Source organism: Neobacillus drentensis, from assembly GCF_036962765.1.
GTDB lineage: Bacteria > Bacillota > Bacilli > Bacillales > Cytobacillaceae > Neobacillus > Neobacillus drentensis_C.
Genome location: NZ_JBALOS010000009.1, coordinates 70,967 through 79,463, shown reverse-complemented (window position 1 = coordinate 79,463; position 8,497 = coordinate 70,967). Strand labels below are relative to the sequence as shown.

At 36.3% G+C, this 8,497-nt stretch carries 11 protein-coding genes; all 11 read right to left on the bottom strand.

The window, feature by feature from the left end:
• Positions 1 to 63: 63 nt before the first annotated feature.
• Entirely contained in the window at positions 64 to 1,020 is a 957-nt protein-coding gene (locus V7137_RS02520; RefSeq protein ID WP_335696599.1) for an L-lactate dehydrogenase, read from the bottom strand.
• A 76-nt stretch (positions 1,021 to 1,096) separates the two neighbouring features.
• A complete protein-coding gene (locus tag V7137_RS02515; protein ID WP_335696598.1) occupies positions 1,097 to 1,879 on the bottom strand; it encodes a DUF92 domain-containing protein in 783 nt (260 codons plus the stop codon).
• Positions 1,876 to 2,442 (bottom strand): 5-formyltetrahydrofolate cyclo-ligase, encoded by a 567-nt coding sequence (locus V7137_RS02510; RefSeq protein ID WP_335696597.1) that lies wholly within the window; start codon positions 2,440 to 2,442, stop codon positions 1,876 to 1,878. The genes V7137_RS02515 and V7137_RS02510 overlap by 4 nt, the downstream gene beginning before the upstream one ends.
• Positions 2,443 to 2,498: 56 nt before the next feature.
• Positions 2,499 to 2,648 (bottom strand): 50S ribosomal protein L33, encoded by a 150-nt coding sequence (gene rpmG, locus V7137_RS02505; RefSeq protein ID WP_066064234.1) that lies wholly within the window; start codon positions 2,646 to 2,648, stop codon positions 2,499 to 2,501.
• Between the two features lie 100 nt (positions 2,649 to 2,748).
• A complete protein-coding gene (locus V7137_RS02500) occupies positions 2,749 to 3,369 on the bottom strand; it encodes a hypothetical protein (protein ID WP_335696596.1) in 621 nt (206 codons plus the stop codon).
• 14 nt (positions 3,370 to 3,383) lie between these two features.
• Complete coding sequence (locus V7137_RS02495) at positions 3,384 to 4,649, bottom strand: glycosyltransferase family 4 protein (RefSeq protein WP_335696595.1); 1,266 nt, start codon at positions 4,647 to 4,649, stop codon at positions 3,384 to 3,386.
• Positions 4,642 to 5,193 (bottom strand): DUF4912 domain-containing protein, encoded by a 552-nt coding sequence (locus V7137_RS02490; RefSeq protein WP_335696594.1) that lies wholly within the window; start codon positions 5,191 to 5,193, stop codon positions 4,642 to 4,644. Before V7137_RS02490 ends, V7137_RS02495 begins: the two co-directional genes overlap by 8 nt.
• Before the next feature lie 214 nt (positions 5,194 to 5,407).
• Complete coding sequence (gene phoU / locus V7137_RS02485; RefSeq protein WP_335696593.1) at positions 5,408 to 6,067, bottom strand: phosphate signaling complex protein PhoU; 660 nt, start codon at positions 6,065 to 6,067, stop codon at positions 5,408 to 5,410.
• 13 nt (positions 6,068 to 6,080) lie between these two features.
• Positions 6,081 to 6,857, bottom strand: coding sequence for a phosphate ABC transporter ATP-binding protein PstB (pstB, locus tag V7137_RS02480; RefSeq protein WP_335696611.1), 777 nt, complete (start codon positions 6,855 to 6,857; stop codon positions 6,081 to 6,083).
• Positions 6,858 to 6,866: 9 nt separating this feature from the next.
• Positions 6,867 to 7,673, bottom strand: coding sequence for a phosphate ABC transporter ATP-binding protein PstB (gene pstB / locus V7137_RS02475; RefSeq protein ID WP_335696610.1), 807 nt, complete (start codon positions 7,671 to 7,673; stop codon positions 6,867 to 6,869).
• Positions 7,674 to 7,703: 30 nt separating this feature from the next.
• Positions 7,704 to 8,497: phosphate ABC transporter permease PstA (gene pstA / locus V7137_RS02470; RefSeq protein ID WP_335696592.1), on the bottom strand; the 794-nt coding region annotated here is incomplete at its 5' end.

Below are 8,497 nucleotides of genomic sequence, written 5' to 3'. Positions count from 1 at the left end.
AGAAACTTAGTAAATGACCTTTATTAAGCCCCTTAAGCAACAAAGTTTACGAAAAGAGCCTTATTAATATTTCTTAAAAACCGGTTCCATTGTTTTCTTTAGTACATTCACGGAATTACAAAATTTTTCTTGCTCTTCTTCATTTAAATTCAGTTGAACAACTTGTCTGACTCCTTCACGATTAACGACAGCAGGAACGCCAATAAAAATTTCATGCTGCCCATATTCACCGTCAAGATAAGTTGAAACGGTTAGGACTGAATTTTCATCACGGAGAATTGCTTTAGTCAATCTGACAAGTCCCATAGCAATCCCATAATAGGTTGCACCTTTACGTTCAATGATATGATAGGCAGCATCCCTAACATTTAAAAAGAGTTGATCAAGGTCCGTTTGTTTAAAGCCAGGCTTGTTTTTAGACCATTCATTAATGGATGTACCTGCAATATCAGCATTACTCCAGACAGGAAGTTCTGTATCACCATGCTCTCCAATGATATAGGCATGAACATTTCGGGTGTCCACATCAAAATAATCACCCAACAAAAAGCGAAAACGAGCTGTATCTAAAATCGTCCCTGAACCGATTACTCGCTCTTTTGGTAATCCTGAGAATTTCCAGACCGCATATGTTAAAATATCAACTGGATTGGTGGCCACCAGGAATATTCCATCAAATCCACTTGCCATGATTTCTTCGACTATTCCTTTAAAAATTCTTGTGTTTTTTTCCACCAAGTCCAATCTAGTTTCACCAGGCTTTTGATTTGCACCTGCTGTGATCACAATCAGGTCAGCTTCACCGCAATCCTGATAACTTCCAAACCAAATCTTTGTTCGAGATGGAGAAAATGGCAGTCCATGATTTAAATCCATTGCATCACCTTCTGCCTTTTCCTTATTTAAATCAATTAATACAAGTTCTTCTGTAATTCCTTGATTTAATAGAGCAAAAGCATAACTTGAGCCAACAAACCCAGTTCCAATAAGGGCAACCCTATTCACGCGGCGACTTAACATGGCCATTCCTCCAAATGATAGTATTTTAAGATTTCCAAAATGCTAAAAGTCCATTTTGATTGGCTGAATTATTAATTCAAATAAGGAATACAATGATTGCCATTAACGCAGCAACAAAACCTGAAAGGAAATTCACCATATCATTATCTACAAAGTTCAACCCTTTTATTCTAGTTGTGGTCAAATGACAATGCCTTCTCTTTTCAGTTTCAATACCACATTCCCTGCAAACATATACCTGCTGGTAAAAAGCCCCAACCAATGTATCAATGACATTCCCTAGATAACCAAATAAAAATACAAGAGAAGTTACAAATAAATCTAAATGAAAAAGCCAACACCCGATTATTGCTATAAGCAATGAACCTGCAAGTGACGCAGCACTTCCTAAAAAACTAATTGCTCCAGATGTTCCCTTCTCAACTCGCTTAAACGTCCGTATGTATAATGGGGCTTGTTTACTTAAACTGCCAATTTCCGAAGCCCATGTATCAGAATTTGCACTAGAAAGACAAACTAAAAACCCAATTAACCAAATCATATTAGGATCAAAATAGTGAATGACACTAAAAAGCCCCGCTGCCCCGCCATTTGCAGCAACTTGACGCCAATCCCTCGTAGCTCCTTTTGCCAACTTTTCTTCTATTATGTTTTTTGCACTACTTTTATATTTTGACCATACACTTGAAGAGGCAAAAAATGCACCAAGCAGGTAGAGTCCGTTTACACCGAATCCTAAATAAACGGCCAGTCCAACTATAATGGCAGAAAAAGCACCTGACCTAGTTAATGAGTTAACATAATAACCTGCTGCAGCTGTTAAAAGGATAAAAATGATTATTAAAAAAGTTTCTATCATCTTATCTTGATAACCTCATCGTTTGTAATAATTTTTGAGACTGGAATATCATGATTTTCAACAGGAAATTGTGGAACCAATTGTTCACTAAAGGCAAGTGACAGTGTTTTACCTTGGTAATTCAATAAATAACGGTCATAATAACCTCCGCCAAAACCTAAACGATAGCCTTCTCGAGTATAAGCTAAACCTGGAACAATCAAAAGGTCAATCTGATCTGAACTAATTGACGATGTTAATGTCTCTATTGGCTCGAAAAGACCATAAAAGACGGTCTCCAGTTGTGAAAAATCAGTGATTGTTCTAAAGGACAGTTTTTTTTCCTTTGGGTCACACTTTGGAACAACCACTTGTTTTCCTAATTCCCATGCTTTACGAATAATTTGATATGTATCAACTTCTGGATTTTTTGATATGGTTATTCCAATAACCTGTGCTTGCTTCCAATCTTGATCTTCGTAAAGTCTATTCGCGATCTTATCGGAATAATTTTCATATAAAGATTTTGTTAGCTTGGACAATGTCTCTTTCATTTCTTTACGAATTAACACTTTATTAATCATTATAGGTAACCTCCTTACTTTTAGACAACAAAAAAAGCAGCAGGAAGCCCTACTGCTTATTTTGTTTCACGATGTGCTGTTGAACGTTTTTCTCTTGGGCAATATTTCTTAAGCTCAAGACGATCTGGATTATTACGTTTATTTTTTGTTGAAATATAGTTACGATCTCCACACTCAGTGCAAGCCAATGTAATATTCACACGCATGTTTATTTCCCTCCAAACAATTAAGCAATTTCATTCATACGACTTTTCCATAATATCATTTTTTAAAAGGAAATGCTAGTATGTTTTTTTTAGATAATAATTACTTTCTTTCTGTTTGCTTTAGAAGGGCTTGCTCCATAGAGAGTAATTCATTTTTGTCTGAGCCTGTGATCGTCCATGTGTTCATTTTCCCAATATCATGTGAACCTAGCGTCATTTTGATTGTAAAAACACTAGCTGCAGGACTCTTGGCCATTGGGTGGTAATTTAGCCTCCCCTTTTGAAGTGAGCTCCAAATTCGATCTGTAAAAACATTCCATTGCGGCATAGCCGTATATTCCTTCGTTCCTTCTCCATTGTAATCTCCATTAACCAAGTAAATGTTCTTATTTGCAAGGTGAAAGATTCTATTATCAATAGGCGAGATAAAAGCAAGGTTGTCTTGAATAACATTTGAATAGTAATGCATCGCCAAGAATTTAACCTCTTTTGTTTCCTTACTGTGATTATGGATATAAACGCTTGAAAAGCAAATTTTGGAATGGGGTTGCTCCTGTTTCACTTTAATAATGATTTCTTCCTCATTAATGACCTTTTCATTACAATCTTGGAGCCAAACGTACTTTCCGTTTACCCATAAACCAGGAATAAACTGAAGTGTTTCCTGTTGAAGTTGTCTAGGTTTTGGTTTCGTTTTTTGTAGTTGTTCTATTAAGTTCATCGAAATACACCTTTTTATTTATTATTTAGTGTTTCATTTGCTTCACTAGGCTTAACACGTTTGTTTAATAATGTATCTTGCATTACCATGCCTGTTTGTGAGGCAATTCGTTTCCACCCATATAAGCTGGTTACAATTTGTCTTCCTCTGTTTCCAATTTCTTCAGCCTTAAGCGGATGTTCTATTAAAAAGTCGATTTGTTCAAGCATGCTATTGGCATTTCCAGGGGTCATCAACAATCCTGTATGTAAATGCTTAACGATTCCTTTCATTCCACCTGTATTGGAAACGATTGTTGGTTTTCCTAATATCATTGTTTCCAGTGCAACGATTCCGAAAGGTTCATATAGACTTGGTATGACTGTTAACTCGCTTTCGGCGATGAGGGCATTTCTTTCCTTATCATTAACATATCCTATAAACATCATCTGACTTTCCAATTTCAATTCGAGAATTTGTCGTCGATACGTTTCAAGCATAGGTCCTTTACCCGCTACTACAAAAAAGCAATCTAATTTTCTTTTTTTTGCAATGGCGGCTGCCTCGATTATTGTTTCAAATCCTTTTTCTTTAACGATTCTTCCTAATGAAAAAATATATTTCTTATCCTTTAGTTCTGGAAAGATGTCCGCTGTTTTAAGTTCCGGCTTTAAAGGCTCAATTCCATTAGGTATAATAGCCATTTTTTCATTTTTCGTATCAAAAACGGTGCTGAGGACATTTTTCATATACTCACTGCAAATGATAATTTGGTCAGACTCGCGAATTAATTCCTGTTCTTGATTATGGATAAATCGTTGCTTTTCATTATGAATGCCATTATTCCTCCCGTACTCTGTTGCATGAATGGTTGATAATAGTGGCAGTTCCATTGATTCTTTTAAGACAATCGCCGCAGATCCTACTAGCCAATCATGCGCATGGATGATATCAAAATGGATGTCCTCTGATAATTTCTCCGCTCTAAAAGCCATGGCTAAATTAAGTCCGCCTATCCATGAAAGAAAATTATCATCGTATTCATTTATTGGTTTAACGCGGTGAACATTCACACCTTTGATCCATTCATCTGATAAAAGGTTCCCATTTCCTGCTGTTAAAACATGGACTTCATGACCTGATTCTGCCAAATGAACGGATAATCCAGCTACATGCCTTGAAAGGCCACCTACAATATTAGGAGGAAATTCCCAGCAAAGCATCAATATCTTTAATGACTGCTTATTGGAGGGGGAGGTATGTAAACCTAAGTCATTTTGTTGGAAGAATGAATTATCCATTGATATCCTCCACGGTTTTTGCCACTTCATAATAGGAATACGTACTTACATGATCAATCCACTTGGGCGTATGCTCTTCATGTTGCTTTAGTTGAATTAAATCATAATGTATTTCATTTCCATCCGGTATTTTTATCATCGGTGTGTGAATACTGTTGGAACGAAAGAGTGGAAAAAATTCTCTATCCGAAATATTGAATCCTAATTCTGCAACATAGCTGCGATTTGCAACTAATCCTTTTATAAACCAATGCCCATTTCGATAAGGAACCACAATTTCAAAAAAATGATGAGCATTTTTTCCGTTAAACACCAAATCCGTTACATCATACATTCGAACAACTGGGATCAGACGATCAAAACTTAAATTAAAATAGCGTTCGATAATTTTTTGGGGAATTTGAGAAACTTCCCAGAAGAGAAGAATTTTGCGGGGGGTAACTAGTTTAGCGACCAATTCACCCTTAAGTGGTATATACTCTGTAGATGGATGGTTCGTTCTATTACTTCCATCTCCTTTTAAATTATTCATCTCATTAACCATTTCGTCCTCCATTTCTGCAAACAATCATTATATGTACAAAATGCCAAACTATTCTTAATAAATGATAATTTAATCGTATCACCAGATTGGACCGCGCACAATAAACGCAAATTGTCGTTTATTGCAATACTTTGGAAATGAAATGGGAAGGGTATCGCAGTAATATAAAAAAGATAAGGATTAATCATCCTTATCTTTAATAAAATCTATACTTTTATTCATTTAAATTTATACGGTTTCCTGTAACAAGATAAATGACATTCTCTGAAATATTGGTTGAATGGTCAGCTATTCTTTCAATATATCTGCATACAAATGCTAATTGAATAATTTGGTTGGTCGCGTTTGGATTTTGTGGGATATGGCTCAAAAGTTCTTGGATTAAACTTCCAAACAATTTGTCCACTTCATCATCTTTTTCTGCGCATTTTTTGGCCAAATTAATATCCTCCAAAATATACGCTTTAATCGAATCAGAAACCATTTCCAAGGCCATTTCCATCATTTTTGGTATATCAATTAGTTCTTTAAAGTGCTTTTCATTGCCAATATGAAGGGCCGATTTGGCTATATTTACTGCTATATCAGCAAAACGTTCAACTTCTGATGAGACCTTTAATGCAACACTTATGTTCCTTAGATCTGTAGCTACAGGTGATTCTCTTGCAATTAATAATAGTGCCTTATCATTAATTTCATATTCTAGATCATCGATTTCATTATCCCCATCAATAACCTGGTTCGCCTTTTCCATGTCCTGATTAATAAGGGAAATCATCGCTTCTTTGATTGCATTCTCCGATTTTTCGGCCATTTTCAACAGCATATTTTTTAATTCTTTTAAATTATTATCAAAATTTGTCCTTGTACTCATATTCGTCACCTCATCATCCGAATCTTCCTGTAATATATCCTTCTGTACGTGAATCTTTTGGATTAGAAAAAATGGTTGAAGTTGAATCAAGTTCAATTAATTCACCCATTAAAAAGAAAGCAGTCTTATCTGAAACCCTTGATGCTTGCTGCATATTATGGGTAACAATTACGATCGTATATTTTTCTTTTAACTCTAAGATCATTTCCTCAATTTTCAACGTAGAAATAGGGTCTAGAGCCGAAGTGGGCTCATCCATTAACAACACCTCAGGCTTCGTTGCCAGTGCTCTTGCTATACACAACCTTTGCTGTTGTCCTCCTGATAGTCCTAGAGCAGGAGCATTTAAACGATCTTTTACTTCCTCCCATAAAGCCACATCCATTAGTGATTTAATGACGATTTCATCAAGATGTTTCTTTTTAGTGATTCCATGAACTCTTGGACCATAAGCAACATTATCATAGATAGATTGTGGAAAGGGATTTCCTTTCTGGAAAACCATTCCAACATGTTTGCGCAGTTCGACGAGATCCATTTTATCGTCTAATATATTTTTTCCATTAATATTAATTTCGCCCGTCATTTTTACATTCGGAACCATATTAATCATCAAATTTAGTGTTTTAATAAATGTAGATTTACCACAGCCCGAGGGTCCGATAATAGCAGTAACCTCTTTTTTGTTAATTTCAAAGTTGATGTTCTTTAACGCATGATGCTCGCCATACCATAAATTCAGATCTTTTATATCAAAAACTTGTCTGGTTAGTGTCGATACTGCCACAATTCTTCCCCCTTATCCAAACCTTCCAGAGATATATTCCTCTGTCTTTTTGACAGATGGATTGGTAAAGATTTTTTCTGTATGATCATATTCAATGATATCACCGCTCAAAAAGAAGGCTGTTTTGTCAGAAATACGTGATGCCTGCTGCATATTATGGGTGACAATGATAATGGAATACTCTTTCTTTAAATCGACAATTAAATCCTCAACTTTAGCATTTGATATCGGGTCCAATGCGGAAGATGGCTCATCCAAAAGCATGACCGTAGGTTTCATTGCAATCGTCCTGGCAATGCAAAGACGCTGCTGCTGCCCGCCAGAAAGAGAGAGGGCGGATTTATGAAGCCTGTCCTTAACTTCGTCCCATAAGGCTGCTTTTTTCAGACTCTCTTCTACAATTTCATCCAGCATGCTTTTCTTTTTTATTCCTGAAAACTTAAGGGCGTGTGTAATATTTTCATATATTGATTTCGGAAATGGGTTCGGCTTTTGAAAAACCATGCCAATTTCCTTACGTAAAGCCACCACATTAATTTGTTCCGAAAGTATATTGATATCTTCATAAATGATTTCCCCTTCAGCCCTTGCTCCAGGAATCAGGTCATTCATTCGATTAATACTTCTTAAGAAAGTAGACTTTCCACAGCCTGAAGGGCCAATAAGAGCCGTGACGGAATTTTTTTCAATATCCATAGAAATCCCATTTACTGCTCGTTTTTCTCCATAGAATATTTCTAAATTATTTACCCTTAAAATAAGATCATTTTGCAATTGCCTGTTTGAACGAACAGCTTGATTTTCGGTATTTTTATCCATAGTTGCTGAAACCATCCTTCTCCCCACTCCTTATTTCGATGCTGTTACCTTCTTATGAATCATACTTCCAATCCATCTGGCTAATAGGTTAAATATTAATACCGATAATACTAAAACAGCAGCTGATCCATTAGAAACCTCTTCAACATCCGGAATTAACCCTTGTGTGTTGACTGACCAAATGTGTACAGCAAGCGTTTCTGCTGGTCGAAAGATATTCAACGGTGATTGTGGGGAAAATGGATTCCAGTTGGCATAATCCAGTCTAGGTGTTGAAAGTCCGGCAGTAAATAAGAGTGCAGCGGCTTCACCAAATACACGCCCTGCTGCTAAAATCGCCCCTGTTAAAATTGATGGAAAAGCACTAGGTAATAAAACGGTTTTTATCGTATGCCATTTGGTAATCCCCAGGGCAAGACTAGCTTCTTTCAAATCTCTTGGTACTGCACGAATGGCATCTTCACTTACACGTACGATTACTGGCAGGTTAAAAACGGTTAATGCTAAGGCTCCACCTAAGATGGTATAGCCCCATCCTGTTAAATTAACGAACATTAATAATCCAAACATTCCAATAACTATAGATGGTAGTGATGCTAAAACTTCTATACAAGAACGGATAATGTCTGTAATTTTTCCTGGCTTAGCATATTCTGCCATATAAATTCCCCCGCCTATACCTAATGGAAGGGCAATTAACATCGTTATAAATAAAATATAAAACGAATTGAACAATTGGTCGCGAATTCCCCCACCGGCCCGGACATTGCTTGACGGTGTGGTTAAAAAATCAAGAGATATATGTTTAACTCCATTTACCAAAA

Bases quoted from the DNA above. Each gene is read 5' to 3' on its own strand.
- rpmG (WP_066064234.1), bottom strand. From the start codon at position 2,648: ATGCGTGTGAATATTACATTGGCTTGCACTGAGTGTGGAGATCGTAAC.
- V7137_RS02515 (WP_335696598.1), bottom strand. From the start codon at position 1,879: ATGATAGAAACTTTTTTAATAATCATTTTTATCCTTTTAACAGCTGCA.
- V7137_RS02500 (WP_335696596.1), bottom strand. From the start codon at position 3,369: ATGAACTTAATAGAACAACTACAAAAAACGAAACCAAAACCTAGACAA.
- pstB (WP_335696610.1), bottom strand. From the start codon at position 7,673: ATGGATAAAAATACCGAAAATCAAGCTGTTCGTTCAAACAGGCAATTG.
- V7137_RS02495 (WP_335696595.1), bottom strand. From the start codon at position 4,649: ATGGATAATTCATTCTTCCAACAAAATGACTTAGGTTTACATACCTCC.
- V7137_RS02520 (WP_335696599.1), bottom strand. From the start codon at position 1,020: ATGTTAAGTCGCCGCGTGAATAGGGTTGCCCTTATTGGAACTGGGTTT.
- phoU (WP_335696593.1), bottom strand. From the start codon at position 6,067: ATGAGTACAAGGACAAATTTTGATAATAATTTAAAAGAATTAAAAAAT.
- V7137_RS02490 (WP_335696594.1), bottom strand. From the start codon at position 5,193: ATGGTTAATGAGATGAATAATTTAAAAGGAGATGGAAGTAATAGAACG.
- V7137_RS02510 (WP_335696597.1), bottom strand. From the start codon at position 2,442: ATGATTAATAAAGTGTTAATTCGTAAAGAAATGAAAGAGACATTGTCC.